21 protein-coding genes are annotated in these 20806 nt (G+C 32.3%); 6 read left to right on the top strand and 15 right to left on the bottom strand.

Annotation, left to right across the window (positions count from 1 at the left end):
* Positions 1-2 precede the first annotated feature (2 nt).
* Entirely contained in the window at positions 3-1295 is a 1293-nt protein-coding gene (locus LL966_RS15470) for an efflux RND transporter periplasmic adaptor subunit (RefSeq protein WP_229354507.1), read from the top strand.
* A gap of 36 nt (positions 1296-1331) precedes the next feature.
* The gene (tsaB, locus tag LL966_RS15465; protein WP_229354505.1) at positions 1332-2003 is read left to right on the top strand and encodes a tRNA (adenosine(37)-N6)-threonylcarbamoyltransferase complex dimerization subunit type 1 TsaB; all 672 of its coding nucleotides are present in this window, start codon (positions 1332-1334) and stop codon (positions 2001-2003) included.
* 4 nt (positions 2004-2007) lie between these two features.
* On the opposite strand, the gene LL966_RS15460 is transcribed toward tsaB, so the two are convergent.
* From LL966_RS15460 to LL966_RS15450, 3 genes are all read right to left on the bottom strand, one after another.
* Positions 2008-2820, bottom strand: coding sequence for a mechanosensitive ion channel family protein (locus LL966_RS15460; protein WP_229354503.1), 813 nt, complete (start codon positions 2818-2820; stop codon positions 2008-2010).
* 87 nt (positions 2821-2907) lie between these two features.
* Positions 2908-3294 carry a YtxH domain-containing protein gene (locus LL966_RS15455; protein ID WP_229354502.1) on the bottom strand — a complete coding sequence of 129 codons (387 nt, stop codon included), beginning with the start codon at positions 3292-3294 and terminating at the stop codon, positions 2908-2910.
* A gap of 145 nt (positions 3295-3439) precedes the next feature.
* Positions 3440-4339, bottom strand: coding sequence for a NifU family protein (locus LL966_RS15450; RefSeq protein ID WP_229354501.1), 900 nt, complete (start codon positions 4337-4339; stop codon positions 3440-3442).
* Positions 4340-4482: 143 nt separating this feature from the next.
* Here LL966_RS15450 and LL966_RS15445 point away from each other — a divergent pair, with 143 nt between their 5' ends.
* A complete protein-coding gene (locus tag LL966_RS15445; protein ID WP_229354500.1) occupies positions 4483-5472 on the top strand; it encodes a PorP/SprF family type IX secretion system membrane protein in 990 nt (329 codons plus the stop codon).
* A gap of 10 nt (positions 5473-5482) precedes the next feature.
* A complete protein-coding gene (locus LL966_RS15440) occupies positions 5483-6001 on the top strand; it encodes a gamma carbonic anhydrase family protein (protein WP_229354499.1) in 519 nt (172 codons plus the stop codon).
* Between the two features lie 80 nt (positions 6002-6081).
* Here the strand turns inward: LL966_RS15440 and LL966_RS15435 are convergent, their stop codons facing one another.
* The 5 genes from LL966_RS15435 to LL966_RS15415 form a co-directional block, all read right to left on the bottom strand.
* Complete coding sequence (locus tag LL966_RS15435; RefSeq protein ID WP_229354498.1) at positions 6082-6795, bottom strand: LytR/AlgR family response regulator transcription factor; 714 nt, start codon at positions 6793-6795, stop codon at positions 6082-6084.
* A 153-nt stretch (positions 6796-6948) separates the two neighbouring features.
* Positions 6949-8055: a sensor histidine kinase gene (locus tag LL966_RS15430; protein WP_229354497.1), complete on the bottom strand. Its 1107-nt coding sequence runs from the start codon at positions 8053-8055 to the stop codon at positions 6949-6951.
* Positions 8056-8385: a DUF4907 domain-containing protein gene (locus tag LL966_RS15425; protein ID WP_229354496.1), complete on the bottom strand. Its 330-nt coding sequence runs from the start codon at positions 8383-8385 to the stop codon at positions 8056-8058. It lies immediately after the preceding gene.
* Complete coding sequence (locus LL966_RS15420) at positions 8375-9382, bottom strand: Kelch repeat-containing protein (protein ID WP_229354495.1); 1008 nt, start codon at positions 9380-9382, stop codon at positions 8375-8377. Before LL966_RS15420 ends, LL966_RS15425 begins: the two co-directional genes overlap by 11 nt.
* Before the next feature lie 14 nt (positions 9383-9396).
* Positions 9397-10236 carry a DUF6268 family outer membrane beta-barrel protein gene (locus LL966_RS15415; RefSeq protein ID WP_229354494.1) on the bottom strand — a complete coding sequence of 280 codons (840 nt, stop codon included), beginning with the start codon at positions 10234-10236 and terminating at the stop codon, positions 9397-9399.
* A gap of 231 nt (positions 10237-10467) precedes the next feature.
* On the opposite strand from LL966_RS15415, the gene LL966_RS15410 reads away from it, so the two are divergent.
* Positions 10468-11796 (top strand): DUF4270 family protein, encoded by a 1329-nt coding sequence (locus LL966_RS15410; RefSeq protein WP_229354493.1) that lies wholly within the window; start codon positions 10468-10470, stop codon positions 11794-11796.
* Positions 11797-13032, top strand: coding sequence for a PorV/PorQ family protein (locus tag LL966_RS15405; RefSeq protein WP_229354492.1), 1236 nt, complete (start codon positions 11797-11799; stop codon positions 13030-13032).
* 4 nt (positions 13033-13036) lie between these two features.
* Here the strand turns inward: LL966_RS15405 and murI are convergent, their stop codons facing one another.
* The 7 genes from murI to LL966_RS15370 all read right to left on the bottom strand — a co-directional run bounded on the left by murI (position 13037) and on the right by LL966_RS15370 (position 20725).
* Positions 13037-13813, bottom strand: coding sequence for a glutamate racemase (murI, locus tag LL966_RS15400; RefSeq protein WP_229354491.1), 777 nt, complete (start codon positions 13811-13813; stop codon positions 13037-13039).
* 147 nt (positions 13814-13960) lie between these two features.
* Complete coding sequence (locus LL966_RS15395; RefSeq protein ID WP_229354490.1) at positions 13961-14464, bottom strand: OmpH family outer membrane protein; 504 nt, start codon at positions 14462-14464, stop codon at positions 13961-13963.
* A 14-nt stretch (positions 14465-14478) separates the two neighbouring features.
* Positions 14479-15507, bottom strand: a complete 1029-nt coding sequence (locus LL966_RS15390) for an OmpH family outer membrane protein (protein ID WP_229354489.1) — start codon at positions 15505-15507, stop codon at positions 14479-14481.
* Positions 15508-15549: 42 nt separating this feature from the next.
* Positions 15550-18300: a BamA/OMP85 family outer membrane protein gene (locus LL966_RS15385; RefSeq protein ID WP_229354487.1), complete on the bottom strand. Its 2751-nt coding sequence runs from the start codon at positions 18298-18300 to the stop codon at positions 15550-15552.
* Entirely contained in the window at positions 18233-18973 is a 741-nt protein-coding gene (locus tag LL966_RS15380) for an isoprenyl transferase (protein WP_229354518.1), read from the bottom strand. The genes LL966_RS15385 and LL966_RS15380 overlap by 68 nt, the downstream gene beginning before the upstream one ends.
* Before the next feature lies 1 nt (position 18974).
* Entirely contained in the window at positions 18975-19667 is a 693-nt protein-coding gene (gene porG / locus LL966_RS15375; RefSeq protein ID WP_229354485.1) for a type IX secretion system protein PorG, read from the bottom strand.
* A gap of 173 nt (positions 19668-19840) precedes the next feature.
* Positions 19841-20725 (bottom strand): NAD kinase, encoded by an 885-nt coding sequence (locus LL966_RS15370; RefSeq protein ID WP_229354484.1) that lies wholly within the window; start codon positions 20723-20725, stop codon positions 19841-19843.
* Between the last annotated feature and the right edge of the window lie 81 nt (positions 20726-20806).

Genomic DNA, 20806 nt, shown 5'->3' with positions numbered 1-20806 from the left:
TTATGTCAAAAAAAACAATTTATTTCTTAGTAGGTGGTGCAATAGTGCTCATTATAGCTTTAATCGGTCTTTCAAAGGCTGGGGTAATAGGAAATAAGGAAGAAGGAAAAGAAGTAGAAACAGCAAAAGTAATGGCTTCAACAATTGTTGAAACCGTTTCGGCAACAGGTAAAATTCAACCAGAAATTGAAGTGAAAATTTCGCCGGAAGTTTCGGGAGAAATTATTTTGCTAAATGTAAAAGAAGGCCAAGTTGTTAAAAAAGGAGATTTGTTGGTAAAAATTAATCCTGATTTATATACCTCTAGTTATAATCGTTCAGTTTCTAATTTGTCTGGTTCTAAAGCTGGTTTAACACAGTCAGAAGCAAGTTTTAAGGAAGCTAAAGCTAATTATGAACGTAATAAAACATTATACGATAAAGGTGTAATTTCGAGATCAGATTGGGATAAAGCAATTGCATCTTTTGAAGTAGCAAAAGCAACAAAACAAAATTCTTATTATAATGTTCAAAGTGCTTCGGCTTCTGTGAACGAAGCTAGAGATAACTTAGGCAGAACTACAATTTATTCTCCTGCAGACGGAACAATTTCTGTTTTAAATGTGGAATTAGGTGAAAGAGTTTTAGGAACGCAGCAAATGGCAGGAACAGAACTTTTACGTGTTGCAAACCTTAATAATATGGAGGTTGAAGTAGACGTAAATGAAAATGACATTGTAAAAATTAAGATAGGAGACGAGGCAAATGTCGAGGTAGATGCTTACTTAAAAAAGAAGTTTAAAGGAATTGTAACTAGCATTTCTAACTCTGCCAGTACAACACTTACTTCAGATCAGGTAACTAATTTTAAAGTAAAGGTTCGTATAGTAAAAGAGTCTTATCAAGATTTGTTGGAAGGGAAACCAAATACTTATTCTCCGTTCAGACCAGGAATGACTGCAACGGTGGATATTATTACAACAATAAAAGCAAATGTTTTGGCAGTGCCAATTAGTTCTGTTGTGGTTAAATCGGATACTACAGCTGTAAAAGAAATTAAGATAGAGGCTCCAGATGAAGAGAAAAAAACAGCACCAAAGAATGATAAAAAATTCGAATGTGTTTTTGTGAAAGTGGGTGATAAAGCTCAAATAAGAGTAATTAAAACAGGAATTCAGGACGATTCGAATATCGAAGTAATGTCTGGATTAAAAGCTGGGGATGTTGTAATTACTGGACCTTATACTACAGTTTCTAAGGATCTTAATTCTGGAGATAAGGTGAAGCTTAAAAAAGTAGAAGCTCCAAAAAAATAATAAAAAGAATTCAATAATATTTTAAATTTTAATACTTTGTCTTTTATTCTCAACATCGAAACGGCTACTAAAAATTGTTCTGTATCTGTCGCAAAAGATGGAAAAACAATTGCTTGCAATGAGCTTGCAGACGAAGGATATTCGCATGCTGAAAAACTTCATGTTTTTATAGAAGAAGTAATTGCAAAAGCAGGAATTTCAGTTCAAGATTTAGCAGCAATTGCTGTAAGTCAAGGTCCAGGATCTTATACTGGATTAAGAATTGGCGTTTCGGCTGCTAAGGGGCTGTGTTATGCTTTGAATATACCTCTAATTGCTGTTGATACACTTCAAACTTTAGCTTCTCAGGCCGAAGTGATTGATGGGAAAATTATTCCGATGTTAGATGCACGAAGAATGGAAGTTTACAGTGCCATTTTTAATTCAGATTTGACAATCGACAGAGCTATTAAAGCGGAGATTATTGACGAAAATTCATTTCAAGAATATCATGATAAAATATATTTTGTTGGAGATTGTGCGGACAAATGTAAAGCTGTCTTAACAAAACAGAATTTTGTGTTTTTAGAAGATGTAAAATACCCTTCAGCAAACGCTATGAGTAAAATCAGTTATGATAAGTATCAAATAAGCGACACTGTAGATGTCGCTTATTTTGAACCTTATTATTTAAAAGATTTTATGATTGCTCCTCCAAAAAAGCAATAATATTTTATTTCTGTATCGTATACGGCTGGATTGAAATTCCAGCTTCATCCAAAGCAGTTTTACAGTTTTCTAACGTTTCAGAAAAAACAGCTCCGTAATTAGCATTTTTAGCCCAAGGGCGAACTGCAAAATCTATTGAACTTGCCGATAAATTCTTTACGAAAACTTCTGGTGCAGGCGTTTTCAATATTTTTGGATTGTTATTTAAAACATCCAAAAGAATATCTTTAGCCTTTTTAATATCAGAATCGTATGAAATTGAAAAAGTCAAATCAGCTCTTCTTTCTCCCTGCATCGAATAATTGATAATATTTCCGTTTGATAAAGCACCATTTGGAACAAAAACAGTTTGGTTATTTCCAGTCAGCATCTTGGTTACAAAAATCTGAATTTCAAGAACTGTCGCAATAACGCCTTGCGCTTCTATGGTATCTCCAACTTTAAATGGTTTAAAAACAATGATAAGCATTCCGCCTGCAAAGTTAGAAAGCGAACCTTGCAATGATAAACCAACTGCAAGTCCCATTGCTCCTAAAATAGCTACGAAAGATGAAGTTTCAATGCCTAATTTAGAAATAAAAGTTACAAACAATAATATTCGTAATGCCCAAAGTAAAATATCAGCTAAGAATTTTGTTAATGTCGGATCCAGATTTCGCTGAATCATTACTTTTCTCATAATGCGATTAATCAATCTGATGGCGTACAAACCAACAAATAAGATGATGAATGCAGAGATTAATTTTGGTGAATAATCAACTAAAATATCAATAAATCGGCTAATGTATTTACTGACTTGTTCGGGATTAAGATTCATGATTTTAAAATAAAAAAAACCTTCTCAAAAGAGAAGGTACATTAGAGATGCAAATATAGAAATATTTACATTATTAGAAAATCGTGTTTACGCTTTACCGTCATCTTCGTCACCAATTTCGCTGGCATCCACTACGGTTTCTGTTATAAGTTCTGGACTTTCATCACTTGTTAGAGCTGCGGTTTTTTCTTTAACAGAATCAATTACGTCGCTTATAGCTTCTGATGCTTTATCTGCATATTCGCTTACTGTTTCTTTTGCTTTATCAGCATAATCAGAGGCGCGGTCAATAATCGGTTCTGAAACTTCTTTTACTTTATCAATAGTTTCTTCTGCAAAAGTTTCTACTTTTTCGATGTACGGAGCAGTCGCTTCTTTTGCTTGTTCAAAAGTATTTTCGGCACTAGTAGCCAATTCTGAAGCAGACTCTTTTGTTGAGCCAAATAGATTTTTAAAAAATGAAGTTAATCCCATGGTTTTTAATTAATTGGTTATAAATACAATATTAACTAATTTTATAGAATTACTGGTTTTTTTATTGGTAAATAATTGATATTAAGTGATTAAAAATAAAAAAAAGCGTCTCATTGAGACGCTTTTTAATATAATTTAAATAAGATTAAGCATTAGAAGCTTCAACTTTAATAGCCTCATCATTCAACATGCTTTTAAGCATATTTTCGATACCGCTTTTTAAAGTGAAAGTTGAAGAAGGACAACCGCTGCATGCACCTTGTAAAAGCACTTTTACTGTTTTGTCCTCTTCGTTATAAGATTCAAAAGCAATATTTCCACCATCTGCGGCTACAGCTGGTTTTACATATTCTTCTAAGATATTAATGATTTGTTGAGAAGTAACATCTAATTTATCGAAAGCTTCATCTTTGGTAACTTCATTTTTGGTAGTAGTCTGAATTAGACTTTCATCTAAAACAGTTCCGCCGTTTTCGATAAATTGTTTAATGAAAGTTCTTAATTCTAATGTAATTTCAGACCAGTCATTGATTTCATATTTAGTAACAGAAATATAGTTTTCGTCAATGAAAATTTCTTTTACATACGGAAATTTAAATAATTCCTGAGCCAATGGAGAAGAAACAGTTTGATCGATATTTTTATATTCTACTGCGTTGCGAGTTAGCATTCTGCTTACCACAAATTTTAAAGCTGAAGGATTTGGAGTTGTTTCTCCGTAAACAGTAATGGGTTGTTTTTTTGCTTTGTTCTCATCAACTTTAATAATTACACCGCCTTTTTCAACAAAAGCACTAATTTGTTCCGCAACAGCATCTTTAACGTCATCCCAATCCACAATACTATATCTTTCTATAGCTATAAAATTTCCAGAGATGTAAACTGTTTTAACAAATGGTAAATAAAATAATTGCTGTGCTAAAGGAGAAGCTTCTGCTTCATCAATGTTTTTAAATTCGAAATTTTGATTCTGTGTAATAAAGTCTTCAAACTCAAACTTTAAAATGGTTGGATTTTGAGTCTCTTTTATAGTGATTTTTGTCATGATTGTATATTTTTTGCAAATTTACTAAAGTTATTTTCTACTAATAACTATATTTGATTTTTTAATGAAATAATTAAGACTCTTCTCATAGAAATCGTGTTAAATTGCAGGAGTGAAAATTATATAGATACAAAATTGCCTTTATGAAATTTAAAATCAGGGTTTTATTAATTTTTCTCATTATCAGTTTTCATTCTTATTCTCAAGAAGGAATACCTGTGTATTCTGATTACTTGTCCGATAATTACTATTTAATTCATCCGTCAATGGCTGGTGCGGCTAACTGTGCTAAAATTAGATTGACGGCAAGAAAGCAGTGGTTTGGGCAAGAAGACGCACCGACTTTGCAGACCTTAAGTTTTAACGGAAGACTAGGAGAACGTTCTGGAGCTGGTATAATTGTTTTTAATGACAAAAATGGATATCATTCTCAAAAGGGAGTAAAAGTAACCTACGCACACCATATAATGTTTTCGAGAGACGAAATAGATTTGAATCAGTTGTCTTTTGGAATTAGCGGAGGTTTAATACAAAATCAATTGGATGAAACGAAATTTGGAGGAACTTTTGATCCTACTGTTTTCGGTTCAATTCAAAAAGATTCTTATTTTAATGTAGATGTAGGAGCCTCTTATAACTATCTGGATTTTTATGCTCATGCAACTGTTCAGGGGTTATTAGAAACTAGAAGAGAATTATATACAGATTATGAAAGCGATAATCTAAGAAAGTTTTTATTGAGTGCAGGTTATGTTTTTGGTAAAAATGATAATTGGACCTGGGAACCTTCTATTCTTTTTCAGCTATTCGATCAAACGAAAGAAAAAACACTCGACTTGAATATGAAAGCCTACAAAAATATGGATTTTGGAAGTCTTTGGGCTGCTTTATCTTATAGAAGAAGTTTTGATGGTGCTCAGTATCTTTCGGGAAGCGGAGTTGCTTCTCAAAAATTACAATATTTTACGCCAATTGTTGGAGTTAATTTTAAGAACTTTATGTTTGCTTATACTTATTCTCAAGTAACAGGAGATGTGAAATTCGACACTGGTGGCTACCATCAAATTACTTTAGGAGTCAATTTATTCTGTAGAAAAGCACGTTACGATTGTAACTGTCCAGCAATTAATTAAATTTTATTTTATGCTGATTAAATCTGTAAACGGAAAATCACCGTTAATTCCAGAAGATTGTTATGTTGCCGAGAATGCAACTATAGTTGGTGATGTAACTTTTGGAACAACTTGCAGTGTTTGGTTTAATGCGGTTATTCGAGGAGATGTTCATTTTATTAAAATTGGTAATAAAGTAAATATTCAAGACGGCGCTGTTATTCATTGTACGTATCAAAAACATCCTACTATTATAGGAAATAATGTTTCTATCGGACACAACGCTATTGTACATGGTTGCACAATTCACGATAATGTTTTAATAGGAATGGGTGCCATCGTAATGGATAATTGTGTTATTGAAAGTAATGCTATTATTGCTGCAGGAGCTGTAGTAACTCAAAATACTGTTGTGCCTTCAGGAAGTATTTACGCTGGTGTTCCGGCTAAAAAAGTAAAAGATATTGATCAGTCTAATTTTGCAGGCGAAATAGAACGTATTTCAAATAATTATGTCATGTACTCGAGCTGGTTTAAAAACGAAGAATAAATTATAAAAATCACAATAAAAAATCCAAATTTCAAAAAGTTTAGACTCTTGAAATTTGGATTTTTTATTGAATTTAAAAACTAAAGATTGATTTTTTCAAAGAAAGTGCTTTTATAACTTTCACTGATTGGAATTCTCTTATCGCTTATTAAAACCTTATTTTTCTGAATAGATTTCACATGCTTGATGTTGATAATATAGGATCTATGTATTCGTGCAAAACCTTTACTAGAAAGTAAATTTTCAAGTTTAATCAAACTGATTAAAGTGAGGGTAAATTTATTATCGGTCGTATAAATTTTTACATAATCCTTTAATCCTTCAATAAAAAGGATATCTGCAAAGTTTAATTTTACATTTTCATATTCAGCTCTAACAAACATGAAATCCTGTTCGATTTCGGGTGTATTTGTATTCTCGGAAATAGCTTGAGGCGGAACTGGGTTAAGAACCTGCTGTGCTCTAACAACTGCTTTTAAAAAGCGATGAAAAGGAATTGGCTTTACTAAATAATCGACTGCTCCAAGATTAAATCCTTCAACAGCATAATCAGAATAAGCAGTTGTGAAAATCACCAAAGGTTTTTTTTCAATTGTGTTTAAAAAATCAATTCCAGAAAAGTGAGGCATCTGTATGTCTAAAAAAATCAAATCAACATTATTCTGATTGATAAATGAAACGGCATCGATTGCATTATTAAAAGAATTAATCAATTCTAATGAGTCTACTTTCTTGACAAAATCCTGCAATAGTTCTACTGCTAAAGGTTCGTCATCAATAATTACACATTTCATTTTTTCAGAATTAGGTTTATAATTTGTTTCGGCATTCAAAAGTAATTTTAAACCAGTGAATTAAGTTTTAAAATTTTCCTAAAATACGGAATAAGAAATAAAAAATATACGGTTGAAGATAATAGTTTTAGTCAGTGCCCGTAATTCACTTTATTAATGCATTGCGGTTTTTATTTCGTCTAATTTTAAATTTAAATGAACTCGGTAGTAGGCATTATCCTGGGTTATGGTTAGGTCGTGTGCGTTTGGATAAAGCAGATCAAGACGGTTTTGGATATTGACTAATCCAATTCCTGAATTTTCAGGATCCTTAACATAATTTTCGATAGAATTTTCAATCCAGAAATCAAGATTGTTATTTGTAATCAAAATTTTAATTCTTACGTGTGCTGCACCTTTATAATCAGTTCCATATTTAAAAGCGTTTTCGACAAAAGAAATTAGTAATAATGGTTCAATAAATTTATTTTTAGTGTCGCCATGTACATTGATTACAATGTCTTCAATATTGTTTAATCGGAGCTTTTGTAACTCTATATAATTCTGAATATAATTGACCTCTTTTTCTAAAGCCACCGTTCTGTTATCTGTCTCATACAGCATGTAGCGCATAAGTTCAGATAAGGTCACGATGGCATCAGGGACCAAATCAGATTTTTTGTGTGCCAAAGAATAAATACTGTTTAAAGAATTGAACAAAAAATGCGGATTGGTTTGTTTTCGCAGATAAATCAATTCAGTATTTGTTCTGTGCGTTTCGGCAATCAGTTTATTTTGCTGATTATTATAAAATTCGGTTAGTGTTCTAATAATGGCAGAAATAGTGATAACCAAAATGTAGAAAAATGACGGGCCAATTTTAAAGAAAAGTGGTTGTCGCATTTCGATTCTTCTGTGCGGACCGCTATCAAAAATCCTCACATCGTTGGGCATCATTCTTGGCGTTATGTTTTCCGGTCTTAAATGTCTAAATTCTGGAATGAAATAATTCAAACGAATAATCATAAAGAAACTAATTAGAATAAAGACAAACGTAAAGTAAAACCAATATTTTTTTTGCAGTAAATAATTAGGAACCAAATAAAAATAGTTCAGATAGAACAATATAATTCCTGTTGACCATTGCGCGTAGAAGTCATTGTTTATCTTAAACGGACTTTCATAAAACTGAATTAAGGAAGTCAAAATAAAGAAAATCCATATTGCACAATGGAACAAGATTTTGTTATAGCCTGTATTTTTAATGGTATCGACCTGCATTTACAATTTTATTTTTAATAAAATTAATTCATTTTTAGTTACCGTGGGAGATAAGTTTTGTTTGAGTTTCTGCTTTACAAAATCTGCTACTTTTAGTGCGTCGCTTTCTGTCGCAAAACTTTTATTATCGCTTATTACGGGAATAATGGACTGCTTAATGAGAACTTTTTCTTTGTAGGAAATGGTATATCCCCATCCTGAATCTGTTTTAAAAACAGCAGTGGTCAAAACTTCTTTTTTTGTGCAAGCTGCAAAAAAAAGAAGAATTACAAAAAGCATTAAATTCTTCTGGAGGTTAATCCAGAAGAATTGTTTAATTTTAGTTGTCATCGTCATTTTGTTCCTCTAATGGTTTAAATTCCCATGCATCATCAAAGTAAGTAGAACCAACTCTTCCTAACATATAAAAACCACGATTATTGATTGCAAAACCAACGGCATCTGTTCTTGTAGCACCTTCCATTGGAGTTCTTTCAGTCCATAAGTCAGTTGTTGGATTATATTCCCAAACAGTTTTGATATTCTCTCCACCAACAATATAACCTAAACCGCTCATAGAAAAACTTGAAGCATTTGCACGTACAATCGCATATTCGTCATTGTAAGTGTAATCGTCGTCAGTATCTTTGTCAACATCTCTTTTTCTTGTCCAAGTATCATTTGAAGGGTCAAATTCCCAGAAATCTTCTTGATAAGTTCCATTGTTTACACCAGTTACCAAATAGGCTTTGTCTGCAATTACAAAAACAGTAGCGTTACGTCTTTTATTTCCGCTAAAGCCGTTTACAAGTGTCCAAGTATTGGCTTGATCATCATATTGATAAAAATCTTTAAGATAATTTCCGTCATAACCAGTTCCAAAATATGCTTTTCCTCCAACTTGAAAACCAACAGCAGCATAACGAGCTGTTCCTCCAAAATCAGCTTTTTGTGTCCAGCTGTTAGCAGATGGATCGTACTGAAAGAAATCTTTTAATTTGTTTGTTCCGTCATAACCAAGACCCACATAACCTTTGTCGTTTAAAGCAAAACTAGAAGCAGAACTTCTTCCTACTCCAGTAAAATCGGCTTTTTGTTCCCAGTAATCGCCATTTGAATTGTAAATCCATAAATCTTTTAAGTATACATCTCCCGTATAACCACCAACAATGTAGGCATAGTCTCCAATAACAAAACTTGTAGCACTAGATCTTGCCGGGCCATCAAAAGCTGATTTTTTTATCCAGTTCCCAATTAAATCATCGTCATCGTCATCATTGCTGCAGCTTACAAAAAAGAGGCACGAAAAAAGCGCTGTGAATAAAATTCCTTTTTTTAGATTAATCATAGTGTATTTAATATTTATTGTTTGTATTTGATCCCTATCCCTAAAACGTAACCATTTCCTGTATTGTAGTCGTAAACTTTATGGTCATTACGATCTAACAAGTTGTATTTTTTATTAAAATCATAACCAGCTTTAAAATCCAAAAACCAATTATTGCTGACATTTCTTTCGTATTCAAGTGCTGACGTCATTTGCGATAAAACAACTTTCTCCGCTTTATCGCTATTGTTGGTTTCATCTAGATGATAAAAATTACCATTAAAACTATTTGTCAAACTGAACTTATTTCTCTCATTATTAGAGTAAGAAACTTTAGAATCTGGAAATCCAATTCTAAAATTCGTTTTCTCATTCATTTTATAATCAAAAGCTGCAATTGGAGTAAATTTCGGTGCGCCAAAAATGGATGTTCTTCCTGCTCCAATTATTACCTTTGATTTAGAACTTAATTGTTGTTCAATTTCTAGATTTCCTAAAACGGTTATAGCTTCAAAATCTAGATTTTCCTGAAAATTTGCTGTTGGTAGAACAGAGATTCCCAGTTTTGTTTTTTCTAATATTTGATTCGAATACTGAAAGTTGTTCTGAATTTGATTGAATCGTTCTTGGTCTGCATAATAATTATGCTGATTTAATTCATAATTTACTTTCAGACTGGAATATTCTAATGTATTCGAAATTTGGTTTTTTGTTCCCAGTTTTTTTTGATAAAAAACACCAACGTTGGTTTCACTGAAATTTATTTTTTCTGTCGGCTCGATTTTGATGTTCGCGTAAGCGGCAAAATTTTCCTGAGCGTTCATACTTAAGATAGAAATCAAAAAAAGAGAACAAATTAAAAACCTTACTTTCATTATTTATTTTATTGGCTCAAAATTAGGTGTATGACCGTCTTAAAAAAAAGAAGATATATGTATGACGTGTTTTGATAGACAAAATCGACGTTTTTAAGGTCGAATTAAATTTTATCAACGTCATTGGTTTCATAGATTGTTTTCTTCGATTTATAGCTCGAAATCGGGCGATAGTATATGTTATAGTGTGCCACCAAACCTTGCATTTTATATTTGCTCAAAAAATAAATTATGCACAAGTTTATATTGATATTGCTTTTTGTACTAACACTATTTTCATGTGGTACAGATACGGATACAGGTGAGTTTACTGTTGGGTCAGATTATTTGGCGTTAAGCAATAAAGTTATTATGATCGATACCGTTACAGTCGAGATGTCAACTATTAATTTTGATTCGCTTGTAACATCGAACAAAAGTAGAATTTTGATTGGAAATTATGAGGATCCTATTTTTGGGAAAGTGAAATCAGATAGTTATTTCCAGCTTTCTACAACCACTTATGCCTTAAATAATACTGGTTCAGATACACAAGCTGTAAATTATGTTTTCGATTCAATCTCAATGATTCTAAAATATGATAATTATTATTATGGAGATACAACAAGAGTGCAAACTTTCAATATTCATCGATTAACGCAGAAAGTTAAGCCTAATACCGATGATAGCAATTTTTACAATAATTCAACTTTAGCATACGATTCTCAAAGTTTAGGAACAATATCTCTTAAACCTAGACCTACAGAGAAAGATTCGATTAATATTAGAATGAATGATGAATTTGGATCTGCTCTTTTCCAAAAAATCAAAAAAAGGGAAATTACCGATTTTGATAGTTTTACCGAATATTTAAAGGGATTGGTTTTAGTGCCAGACACGTCTAATTCTGCTAATGTTATTGGGTTTAATGTTTCTACAAGTAAAGTTAGAATGTACTATTCAAAATATCAGGCTGAAGCAGATGAGGTTCCGTACATAATTGATTTTACGATTGCAGATGTAGCAAAGCAGTTCAATTCGATTTCTCTAGATAGGACAGGAACGATTCTTCAAAATCTTCCCATTTCGAGCAGCAAATTATCCAGCACATTGACCAATAATCAAGGATTTATTCAATCTGGAACAGGTGTAGCGTGTAAAATAGATTTTCCGAACATTAAGCAGTTTAAAAATATATCAACTAATGGAGCCATAGTTGATGCGCAATTAATTCTGAAGCCTGTAAATAATTCCTACTCCGAAAAATATCCTTTAGCAGACTCTTTAAGTGTTTATGTTGGAGACAACTTAAATAGGATAAGTTCAACATTAGTAAACTCTGCGAATTCTACAGTTTATGGAATATTAAATAAAAAGAGTGATGAATTTAATGAAAACATCGGATACACAATTCCGATTGGAAGTTTTCTGCAGAAAGAAATGCTTAAACAGTCAGATTCAAGGTCTTCACTCATATTAACCTTGCCTACAATTTCTAAATCGGTCAATAGAATTGTTTTAGGCGATCAGAAGCATTTGAACAATAAAATTCAGCTCAAAATTTATTACATCTCTTACTAAATGAAAAATAAAATTCTTTTATGGAGCTGCTTCATTTTAATGTCGCTGACTTCGTTTTCTCAAAGTATTTCCAGTTCACCTTATTCTTTGTATGGTGTCGGAAGTTTATACGATTCAAATTTTGGCTATTTGTCTTCAACAAGTTCTTCTGGAATGGCTTTGCCTTCGGATAGTTTTATTAATAATTTAAATCCAGCATCGCTTGGGTTTATGTATCAAAATCATTTTCTTTTTGATATTGGAGGAAAGGCTATCGCAACCACTTATCAAAGTAGTTCACGCACAGAAAAACGCAATAATTTTCAGTTTTCGCATATAGCTTTGGCATTTCCAGTAACTAAAAACTCTGGTTTCAGTTTTTCACTTCAGCCTTATTCTAGTTCTGTTTTTAAGATTTCAAATTTAAAATTGCCAATCGCAGATAGTCAGGAATATTATTATGTAAGTGCACAAGGTTCCGGTGGATTGAATAATTTGGATTTTTCATATGGTTATCGATTTGGAAAAAAACTAAGTTTAGGAGTAACGGCAACGGCACTTTTTGGGAATACTGTTGATGAGCGTTCGTTTTTAATTTCAAACGCAATTACTACAATAAATAAGAAAACAAACTATTCAGGAGTTCGTGCTACATTAGGGGCACAATTTAAAGTAGATTCAACCTTTATTATTGCGTCTACATTTAAGGTTCCAACAAGAGTAAAAGCATCAAAAATTCAATCGGTAACCAGTATTGCTGATGAAGTAGAATCAACTATCGAATCTGAACAAGCTTCAGATACCGACGATTATTATATGCCTCTTGAAATCGGTTTTGGAGTTAGCAAAAGATTCAAAAATAATTTAAATGCAACTCTAGATTATGAGAAAAGTTTCTGGAACGATACCAAGCAATCTGAGTTGTATGGTAATTTTGTAAATCAAGATCGTTTTGCGCTTGGATTTACTTATAGTGCTAAAAAGAATGTTCGTAAATATTGGGATAGGGTAGGATATGCCGCAGGTATAAGTTACGATACAGGATATCTTGAAGTGAATAAAGAACGTATCAATAATGCTTCATTTTCGATTGGACTTAATCTGCCAATTGACAACACTTTTTCTTCTCTAAATGTTTCTTATTCTTATGGACAAAAAGGAAGAATAGCCAATGATTTAATAAAAGAAAATTATCATAAAATATCACTCAATTTATCTTTAGACGGAATTTGGTTCGTCAAGCGAAAAATTGAATAATATTTTAAAAGTCTTTTTTGATTACGGGATATTTATATTCTAAAATTGATTCTAAAACAGCGGGATTAGAATTGACATAGAAAACGGGATCATTTTCTAAACTATCTGAAAACCCAACATTATCTCGAAGTAAATTTTTAGTTTGTCTAGCAACAGCTTCTCCTGAATCTATTATTTTAATATGATCTGGGAGAATTTTTTTTATCTGTGGAATTAGATAAGGATAATGACTGCATCCTAAAACAAGATAATCGATATTGGCATCAATCATTGGCTGTAAGTAGGATTCTAACAATTGTGTCATTTCTGTAGAATACAGATTTCCATCTTCAATAAGCTGTACAAGTCCATGACCCACTTGCTCAATAATTGTGGTGTTTTGAAACATTTCTGCAGTCTTGTTAAATAACTCACTGTTCAAAGTTCCTTTTGTTGCTAAAATTCCGATTACTTGTGTTTGCGAATTGTTTGCTGCAGGTTTTATTGCAGGTTCAATTCCGACAAATGGAATGTCATAATCGGCACGCAGTTCTCGTATTGCATTTGTTGTAGCTGTATTACAAGCGACAACAATTATTTTACAGTTATTATCGAGTAAAAACTCTACATTTTTTTTACTCAAAGCAACAATCTCATCTTTACTTTTTTGGCCATATGGTGCATTTTTGCTGTCAGCCAGATATATAGTTTTTTCGTTAGGAAGCAGGTCATGAATGGCGCTCCATATGGAAGTTCCTCCAATACCAGAATCAAAAACGCCTATAGGATTGTTGTTTGTCATAAAGCAAATTTAATATTTTTTACTATAATTTTTTACTCTAAGTTAATTCAAAAATTGAAATATTATTGTAGCTAAGTTTTAATTTTTTGTAAAAAAAAACTGCTCAAATTATAAAATTGAGCAGTTTAATTATGAGGATTGAATTTCTTAGAATCCTAAATCTTTTTTAACATCAGCAGTAATGTTTGGACCATCAGCTAACAATAAAGTAGAACCATCTAAAACATATTGGAAACCTTTAGCTTTTCCAACTTTTTGGATAGAAGCTCTAACTTTTTCCATTAAAGGTTTTACGATATCAGTTTCTTTTTGTTGTAGTTCTTTTTGTGCATTGTCTCTGTAATCAACAATTCTTTTTTGCATGTCTTGAACTTCTTTAGAACGATCAGTATTTACTGCATCAGTTACAGTTGTAGCTTCAGCTTCGTATTTTTTAATTTTTACTTGGTACTCATCAACCATTTTTTTGTATTCAGCATCGTATGTACCACTTAATTTTTGCAGTTGATTTTGAGCATCTAGCATAGCTGGCATTTTCGACATGATCTCGCTTACATCAACATGAGCTACCTTCGCTTGTGCGTTCATTGTGTTACTTGCTCCTAAAATAAGAATTGCAGCAATTAGTAAAGTTTTGATTTGTTTCATCATTTTTAAAATATTAATTAATTATTGGTCGTATTTGTTTTTTGTGTTTCGGCTTCTTTTGCTTTTTTAGCCGCTTCTCTTTCTTCTAAAATTTTCTTTCTTTTCTCTTCCAATTCTTTTTTACGCTGTTCATAAAGCATCTGTCTTTCTTCTGCTTTAGTCATTGTTGGTTCAGCGGTTGGCGTTTGCTCTGTTCCGGTTGCTGCAGGTTTAGCAGTAGTGCTTGTTTTTGCAGCTTCGGTTCCTGTTTGTGTTTCTGTCGTTGTTTTAGCTGTTCCAGAAACCGTGCCATTTTTTTTAGCTTCTCTTTCGGCTGCTAAAGCATTTCTTCTGTCTTCATATTCTTTCCTCTTCGCTTCTTGTTCTAACTTTCTATCCTGAATTAATTTCTCTCTTGCCGCCTTTTTCTCATCAAGTGCTTTTTGACGATCTGCCATTGCTGGATTTTCATCAATTGCATTTTCAAGATTTTCTTTTGCTTCCTGATCTTTAAGCTGTTTTTTTGTAAGCTGTTCACGTTTTTCAGAACGATTAAGAACTCTTAAAACTTGATCGCTGATATCAAATCTTTTATTGCTAAAAAGCATAGTCAAATCTGATGATTTATCAAAAATGAAATCGTAATTTTTAGCTTCAGCAATGTCTTGAACAGCTGTGAAAACTTGATCTTGAACTGGTTTAGCTAAAGCTGCTTTTTGTCTCATTAAATTACCATCAGAACCAAATTGTTTCTGCTGATAATCCATCATTTCCTGTTCAAGAAACTTGATTTCAGTTTCTCTTTCTTCTATTAATTCTTTAGTAAGTAAAGCTTTTTCGGTCTTTAAGCTTTCCTTTAGTGTATTTATATTTAATTTTTTAGCTTCAACTTCTTGCTTCCACTTTTGAGCTTTTTGCTCTAATTGTGATTTAGCTTCTTTATAATCGGAAACATTTTCTAAAATATATTCCATGTCGATGTAGCCAATTCTAGTCGTCTTACCTTGTGCCTGACTTGTATTTGCTACAATCAAGGCTAAAAATATAAATAAAAATTGTTTTCTCATAACATAACTTTATTTGATGATTTTTAACCAAACGTTATTTCTTTAAAATTGTTGTCCAATAATAAAGTGTGTTTCCCAGCCATTAGCTTTTGTTTGTCCAGGAAGAGCATCAAATCCGTAACCAAAGTCAATTCCTAATAATCCAAACGCAGGCATGAATACACGTAAACCAGCACCAGCAGAACGATTTAGATCAAATGGGTTATAATCTTTAAAATTAGCGTATGATGAACCTGCTTCTAAGAATGTTAATGCGAAAATAGAAGCCGATGCTTTTAATGTAATTGGATAACGAAGCTCCATTGAGAACTTATTATAAATAGTTGCTCCAATTGCATCTCCTGCTGTATTTACCGGAGTCAAAGAGTTGTTTGGATAACCTCTCAACTGAATCGTCTCTCTACCATCCATTGAGTAATTTGCCATACCATCACCTCCTAAGTAAAAACGTTCAAAAGGAATAACACCTCTTTCTTGATTGTAAGCTCCTAAGAAACCAAATTCTGTTAGGGTTCTCAAGACTAATTTTCCATAAACTTTAGTATACCAGTCTCCTTTAAATTTAATTTTATAATACTCCAGCCAATTGTATTTCTTCTGATCGACTTTTGCAACATCTGTATCCGCACTTGAAAAATCCGATCCTACACTTACAGATCCAGACTGGCCATTTACAGTTTCACTCTTAATATAATCACCTGGATTAATTGCTTGTCCGTCAATACCAGTGGTTGTAGTTGTTCCTGTATACTGTGTTTTGTATTCTTTTTGGTTCTGTAAATCGCCATAATCAATTCCGTTAAACAATGAATAAGGAGCTGTAACTTTAGCAGAAATACTGAATTCAGAACCGTAAGTAGGGAATATTGGATTTACCCCTTTGTTACTTCTTGAAAGTCCAATAGTATAAGCTAAGTTTCTAGACGCACCATTACCAAAAGTAAATAGACCTGTGTTATAGTTATTTAAGTCATAATGCTGATAACTTAAAGATTGTGATAATACGAAATAATCATCAGGCACAGTTAACCTTTTTGCTAAACCAACTTGTACTGTAAAAATATTAAAACTTTTGCTTTTATCGACAGTTCTAGTGATGTAATTGTTAAGAAATTGCTTACTGTATGAGATAGATGAACTAAATTGTACCGGTTTTTTTCCTCCAAACCAAGGTTCTGAGAACGATACACTATAGGTCTGGAAATAAGTACTTCCTTGTAAACGAAGTGCTACTTTTTGTCCGTCTCCCATTGGTAAAGGTTTGTATGCTTCTTTATCGAATAGTTTCCTTGCCGAGAAATTGTTAAACGAAAGCCCTAAGGTTCCTATGAAACCTCCACCGCCATAACCTCCTTGAAGCTCGACCTGGCTAGATCCTTTTTCTACAACATTATATTCGATATCAACAGTTCCTGCCGCAGCATCAACATTTTTGAATTTTGGATCAATTGCCTCTGGGTCAAAGAAACCTAATTGTCCAATCTCACGAATGGTTCTTACCAATTGTTCTTTACTGTATTTTTCTCCTGGTTTTGTTCTTAACTCACGATAAATTACGTGGTCGTTTGTTTTATCATTTCCAACAACAGTGATTTTGTTGAAATAAGCAATCGGACCTTCTGTAACTCTAATTTCAAAATCGATTGTATCATTTACCGTTTTTACCTCTACAGCATTGATGTTTGAGAATAAATATCCATTGTTTTGGTATAAATTCGTAATATCTTCTGCATCAGGTTTTGATTTGTCAGCAATTCTTTTTTCTAATAAAACTCCGTTGTAAGTTTCTCCTTTTTTAATACCTAAATAACGGCTTAAAAGCTGATCTGAATAAACGGTATTTCCTAAGAATTTAATGTTTCCGAAGTAATATTTGTTTCCTTCTTCTACATTAATTTTAATAGCAAGAGTGTTCTTTTGTTTGTTGTATTTAACTGAATCGTAGATAATACGTGCATCACGATATCCTTTTTCTTTGTAAGACGCAACAACTTTTTCTAAATCCGTTTTATATTTTTCCGGAATAAATTTAGAAGCCTTAAATACACGAATAAAGTTTTTTTGCTTAGTATCTTTCATTGCAGCACGTAATTGGCTGTCAGTGAGTTGTTTGTTTCCTGTGAAATCGATACTGCTGATTTTGACTTTATCTCCTTTATCTATCCTCACAAGCATATTAACTTGATGTCCATTGATAGTATCTGGAGTATTAGTTATGGTAACTTTTGTATTATAAAAACCTTCTTTTTTGTATTTATTTTCAATGTAGTTTTTTGTCGTAGTAATTAAGTTTTCGTTAACAATCTTGTTCTTTGTCAGGTTGTTGTCTTTAATTAAGCCTTCGATTTTGCTTTTCTTAACTCCCACGATTTTAACTTCGTTTAATTTTGGAAGTTCAACAATATCTAGGTCTAAATAGATACTGTCATTTTCTACTTTATTAACGTAAAAAGAGATTTCGTCAAAGAGTCCTAATTTACCTAATTTTTTAATTGCACTACTAATTTCTTCTCCAGGAACGGTAATTTCTTGACCTTTTTGTAGACCAGAAAACGTTACAACCGTTTGTTCGTTAAAACTTATTTTACCAACAACAGAAACTTTTGCTAGAATATATTTTTTCCCTTGATCAAAAGGAACTCTTTCTTGTGCTTTAATTTGTGAAAAACTACCCAAAAGTAAAAGGGTAAGGACTATTTGTATTTTTTTTTGCAACACTAAAAAATTATTTAATTTGTTCACTGGTTTTTCCAAATCTACGTTCTCTTTTTTGATAACTAATAATAGCCTCATATAAATCTTGGTCTTTAAAGTCTGGCCACAAGACATTAGTAAAATACAATTCTGCATAAGCGATCTGCCACAGCAAAAAATTACTTATTCTATGTTCTCCACTTGTTCGTATTAATAAATCTACGTCTGGTAAATTTTGCGTGTAAAGATGCTCATTTATAATTGAATCGTCAATAGTGTCTATTGAAATTATATTATTTTTAACTTTATCGCTGATGATTTTCACGGCATTTACCAATTCTTCTCGTGATCCGTAACTTAAAGCCAGTGTTAGTGTTAATCTCGTATTATTTTTGGTTTTTTCCATCACATCCAAAAGTTCTTTTTGGGCTGTTTTTGGTAATTTGTCAAGATTTCCAATTGCATTTAGTCTTATATTGTTTTCTTGAAGTGTAGTTAGCTCTTTTTTTAATGAATTAATCAATATTTTCATCAAAGCCTGAACTTCTAATTTTGGACGATTCCAATTTTCTGTAGAAAAAGCATATAGGGTTAAGTATTCAATTCCTAGCCTGGCTGAGGTTTTGATTATTTCTTTTACAGATTTTGTTCCATTTTCATGGCCAAACGCGCGCAAAAAGCCTTGCTGTTTTGCCCATCGTCCGTTACCGTCCATAATAATGGCTAGGTGTTTAGGTAAGTTTGTGTGATCTATTGATTCTAGTAAATTCATTTTATTCTGCGCAATAGCAAGGTTTTTTTCCAAAGGTATACGTTAAGGTGACACCCGAAAAAACATACCAGTCATTATTATTTAGATTTCCAAATTTTAAAATATCCGTATTACTCGAGTTAGGATTACTTCCATCTATGTTGTCTGTAAAAGTGTAACGAACTCCTGCTTCGGCCGCTAAAATAAGACGCGGTGTTATATTCGATTTTATACCTAATATAATAGGTATAGCAAATGAATGCACATTTTTTTGAGCATATATAGTATTTGGAGCTGTGTCGTATCGGTATAAATTGTCATAGAGAAAGAAGTTTAATCCAGAGAATATATAAGGTGTTATTTTTTGATGATAATCGTGTAAATTAAAATCGAAAAAGTTAAATTCTAATCCTGCAGAAAGCTCTTTAATGTCATTGTCAAAACGGTATCCTCTTTGATTTCTTCCCGTTTCATCTGATTTAAAATCATTACCACTAACATTTGACTGTGTGTAAGAGAAACGCCATGAGTGTCTCGGACTTCTATTCCATTTGTAAAGAACACCAAAAGCAAGTTTTTCTGGGGCAATGTAAGTTGTTTTACCTACATCACCAACAAAGTTGCTTCCGCCAAGAAAAACACCTATCTCGTTGATTTGAGCAGTAAGTGTAATAAAGGGGAAAAAACATAACAGTAAATTAAAAATTTTCTTCATTTAATTCAAAATTGCGTGCAAATATAATAATTATCAATACGAATCAAAGTTCCTTTGGTTAAATGTGCTTTTTTTTCAATTTATAAAATGATTTTGAGCCATTTACTGATGATTCACTACAAGCAGAACGAGAAAATGTGGTATTATCGTATAGTGGGGAATCAGAAAAGAGTTTAATTTCTTTTGTCCTCTCCCCAGAGCAATTTATTTCTTAGTGTTTTTAGGAAAGTTTCGCCTGGTATTTCGACCATTTTGATTTTGTAATCTGTTTTTTTAATTTTTAAAATAGATTCGTTTTTTACCGAAGAAATTCTAGAATCTAAAGAAACTAAATATTGGTCTTCTCTTCCTGTTACACGTAAAGTAATCTCAGTGTCATCCGGAATAACAAGTGGTCTGGCGGTTAGATTATGAGGTGCAATAGGAGTAATTACTAAACTTTTTACATCTGGAGTTAATATGGGGCCGCCGCAGCTTAAAGAATATCCCGTAGAACCCGTTGGCGTAGAAATTATCAGACCATCTGCCCAATATGAATTTAAATATTCATTGTTTAAATAAGTTTCAACAGTAATCATCGAGGTTGTGTCTTTTCTGCTCACTGTAACTTCATTCATAGCAAAATTAAGTTCCTCAAAAGCTTCATTTTTTGGTTCAGCGGTTAAACCTAATAAAGTGCGCTCAGAAGTAGTATAGTTTTGATCGATGACATATTGTAATAGAATATCGATATTTTCTTTTTGCACTTTAGCAAGAAAGCCTAGTCTTCCCGCATTAATACCTAATAATGGAACGCCCGAATTGCGAACGAAAGCTGCTGCTCTCAAAATCGTACCATCGCCGCCAATACTTATCAACATTTCAAAACTATTATCTAAAGCAGTATTAGCAGGAAAGGTTTTGTATTCTTTTTTAACTAACTGTTTTTCGTAAAGCATTTTCAAAAAGTTTTCTTCAATTACCATTTCAACATTATTGGAATTGAAAAACTTGAAAATGTCTTTTATAATTGGTTCAGTACTATTTTGATAATATTGTCCGTAAATGGCTATTTTCATTCTTAATTAAATTAGATAATATGGCAATTAGATAATGTGGCAATTTTGAAAATTAGATAATGCCAGTTAGGATAAAAATTT

It is taken from the genome of Flavobacterium chungbukense (genome assembly GCF_020805785.1).
GTDB lineage: Bacteria > Bacteroidota > Bacteroidia > Flavobacteriales > Flavobacteriaceae > Flavobacterium > Flavobacterium chungbukense.
The sequence above is the reverse complement of the archived record's forward strand: the minus strand, read 5'-3'. Positions and strand labels throughout refer to the sequence as shown.

What these genes read in the sequence shown, in the direction of transcription:
- LL966_RS15470 (WP_229354507.1), top strand. Translation starts at nt 3, where the DNA reads ATGTCAAAAAAAACAATTTATTTCTTAGTAGGTGGTGCAATAGTGCTC.
- LL966_RS15460 (WP_229354503.1), bottom strand. Translation starts at nt 2,820, where the DNA reads ATGAATCTTAATCCCGAACAAGTCAGTAAATACATTAGCCGATTTATT.
- LL966_RS15455 (WP_229354502.1), bottom strand. Translation starts at nt 3,294, where the DNA reads ATGGGATTAACTTCATTTTTTAAAAATCTATTTGGCTCAACAAAAGAG.
- LL966_RS15450 (WP_229354501.1), bottom strand. Translation starts at nt 4,339, where the DNA reads ATGACAAAAATCACTATAAAAGAGACTCAAAATCCAACCATTTTAAAG.
- LL966_RS15445 (WP_229354500.1), top strand. Translation starts at nt 4,483, where the DNA reads ATGAAATTTAAAATCAGGGTTTTATTAATTTTTCTCATTATCAGTTTT.
- LL966_RS15440 (WP_229354499.1), top strand. Translation starts at nt 5,483, where the DNA reads ATGCTGATTAAATCTGTAAACGGAAAATCACCGTTAATTCCAGAAGAT.
- LL966_RS15435 (WP_229354498.1), bottom strand. Translation starts at nt 6,795, where the DNA reads ATGAAATGTGTAATTATTGATGACGAACCTTTAGCAGTAGAACTATTG.
- LL966_RS15430 (WP_229354497.1), bottom strand. Translation starts at nt 8,055, where the DNA reads ATGCAGGTCGATACCATTAAAAATACAGGCTATAACAAAATCTTGTTC.
- LL966_RS15425 (WP_229354496.1), bottom strand. Translation starts at nt 8,385, where the DNA reads ATGACAACTAAAATTAAACAATTCTTCTGGATTAACCTCCAGAAGAAT.
- LL966_RS15420 (WP_229354495.1), bottom strand. Translation starts at nt 9,382, where the DNA reads ATGATTAATCTAAAAAAAGGAATTTTATTCACAGCGCTTTTTTCGTGC.
- LL966_RS15415 (WP_229354494.1), bottom strand. Translation starts at nt 10,236, where the DNA reads ATGAAAGTAAGGTTTTTAATTTGTTCTCTTTTTTTGATTTCTATCTTA.
- LL966_RS15410 (WP_229354493.1), top strand. Translation starts at nt 10,468, where the DNA reads ATGCACAAGTTTATATTGATATTGCTTTTTGTACTAACACTATTTTCA.
- LL966_RS15405 (WP_229354492.1), top strand. Translation starts at nt 11,797, where the DNA reads ATGAAAAATAAAATTCTTTTATGGAGCTGCTTCATTTTAATGTCGCTG.
- murI (WP_229354491.1), bottom strand. Translation starts at nt 13,813, where the DNA reads ATGACAAACAACAATCCTATAGGCGTTTTTGATTCTGGTATTGGAGGA.
- LL966_RS15395 (WP_229354490.1), bottom strand. Translation starts at nt 14,464, where the DNA reads ATGATGAAACAAATCAAAACTTTACTAATTGCTGCAATTCTTATTTTA.
- LL966_RS15390 (WP_229354489.1), bottom strand. Translation starts at nt 15,507, where the DNA reads ATGAGAAAACAATTTTTATTTATATTTTTAGCCTTGATTGTAGCAAAT.
- LL966_RS15385 (WP_229354487.1), bottom strand. Translation starts at nt 18,300, where the DNA reads ATGAGGCTATTATTAGTTATCAAAAAAGAGAACGTAGATTTGGAAAAA.
- LL966_RS15380 (WP_229354518.1), bottom strand. Translation starts at nt 18,973, where the DNA reads ATGAATTTACTAGAATCAATAGATCACACAAACTTACCTAAACACCTA.
- porG (WP_229354485.1), bottom strand. Translation starts at nt 19,667, where the DNA reads ATGAAGAAAATTTTTAATTTACTGTTATGTTTTTTCCCCTTTATTACA.
- LL966_RS15370 (WP_229354484.1), bottom strand. Translation starts at nt 20,725, where the DNA reads ATGAAAATAGCCATTTACGGACAATATTATCAAAATAGTACTGAACCA.